The sequence below is a fragment of the Nitrospirota bacterium genome (genome assembly GCA_016219645.1).
Taxonomy (GTDB): domain Bacteria; phylum Nitrospirota; class Nitrospiria; order Nitrospirales; family Nitrospiraceae; genus Palsa-1315.
Genome location: JACRLR010000058.1, coordinates 1 through 1,592, shown reverse-complemented (window position 1 = coordinate 1,592; position 1,592 = coordinate 1). Strand labels below are relative to the sequence as shown.

Here is a 1,592-nt window from a genome sequence, read left to right as displayed (position 1 = left end):
ATCGCCTTGCTGGAGGCCAAGCTTCTTGAGGGCATTGGCGCAGCGGTTCACTTGTCGGTAGAGCTCAGCATAGGTGAAGATGCGTTCCTGATCGTTTTCTCCCACCCAGATCAGGGCCACTTTGTTCTTGCGCCAGGTCTTTATGTGGCGGTCCAAACAGTTGTAGGCGATGTTGCATCGCGCGCCGACAAACCATTTCGCCCACGGATAGTCCCACTCCAGGACTTTGTTCCAAGGCGAGAACCACTCCAGCTCCTTCGCTTCACGGCTCCAAAATGCTTCAGGGTCGGCGATGGATTTCTTGTACTCGGTTTCGTAGTCTTTGATAGAGGCTGCGGCTATCGTCTTGGCGGTCGGCTGGTACGTTCGACTTTCCTTCAACAGGGTCTCGATCTTTTCGCTCATGGCGGTCGCGTCTCCTTATCTCAGCACAGTCCATCCTCGACGCGTAATTATGGAGAAAGTTGGAGACGCCTGCAACCATACAGTTGTTCTGAGCCCATCTCGTTGTGGCGCTGCGTATGGAGAAAGTTGGAGACGCCTGCAACCATACAGTTGTTCTGAGCCCATCTCGTTGTGGCGCTGCGGGCTCTTCTGGATTCCGTTTCTTGACACCTGTCTAGGCCGGAGATAGGCTGACCCGATGACCAGCGAACGACATTTTGGGGAGAAGAGCCTGTTGTGTGGGCTCTTGAGACTGCTCCTACTGGGCGCTCATGTGGTTGGGCTGTTTTCGGTCGTCGCCCTGTCGCCCGCTGCGGCGCAATCGGGCAAGCCGGACGGCCTGTATTACAAGTCCTGGGCGATCATTATCGGGATCGAACACTATGTCGTGGCTCCTCCCATCCCGGGAGCGATCAGCGATGCCAAGAAGGTGTCTATGCAGGATGCCGATGGGCACGATCGAGGATATCTTGTGCCGTTTGACGCACAGGTCAACAACGCAACAAAGTCGATCACGGTTGAGCACTTAAAGGAATTTACGAGACGGTCGGCTTCCAAACACACGCTCCTGCTTTTCGATGCCTCGGTATTCGGGTGGGAGACCACTGCGCCATCCGGGCTGTCATTGGAAGGGCGGCAGGTGCCTGAATCTGATACGGAGCGGCGTGCAGTCCAAGTCATGAGTGCGGCAGGTAAGGGAGAGGCTGCCGTTCACTCTGAGAAAAGCAGTCATTTTGTGCAGACACTATTGATCGGACTGTCCGGTGCTGCCGATTTGGACGGAAACGGTTGGCTCATGGCTTCGGAGTTGGGGACCTATCTGGCGCGACAGGTTGAGGCTGCCTCCAATGGTACGCAACATCCAGTGAGTCTACGCATCGATGGTGATGGAGATACGACGTTGGTTGAGGGACGGAGGTCTGCGTTTACGCTTGGTGCTGGTCCTCGGACTCCTTCGGAACGGCAACAGGAGGCGCAGGCTCACTACGAACGTGCCTTTGTGCTGTTGCAGGAAGGGAAATCAGGAGAAGAAGCGCTAGAACGACTGGATCGCGCGATCGGTTATGATCCGACCTTCGGCAATGCGTACGTGCTGAAGAGTTATGTTCGATTGGAAGTGGTGCCGAATCTCGACGAGGCCCTGGCGG

At 56.0% G+C, this 1,592-nt stretch carries 2 protein-coding genes; one reads left to right on the top strand and one right to left on the bottom strand.

The window, feature by feature from the left end; genetic code table 11:
• Positions 1 to 405: AMP-binding protein (locus HZB34_16430; protein MBI5317550.1), on the bottom strand; the 405-nt coding region annotated here is incomplete at its 3' end.
• A 238-nt stretch (positions 406 to 643) separates the two neighbouring features.
• Between HZB34_16430 and HZB34_16425 the strand changes: the two genes are divergently transcribed.
• Positions 644 to 1,592: hypothetical protein (locus HZB34_16425; protein MBI5317549.1), on the top strand; the 949-nt coding region annotated here is incomplete at its 3' end.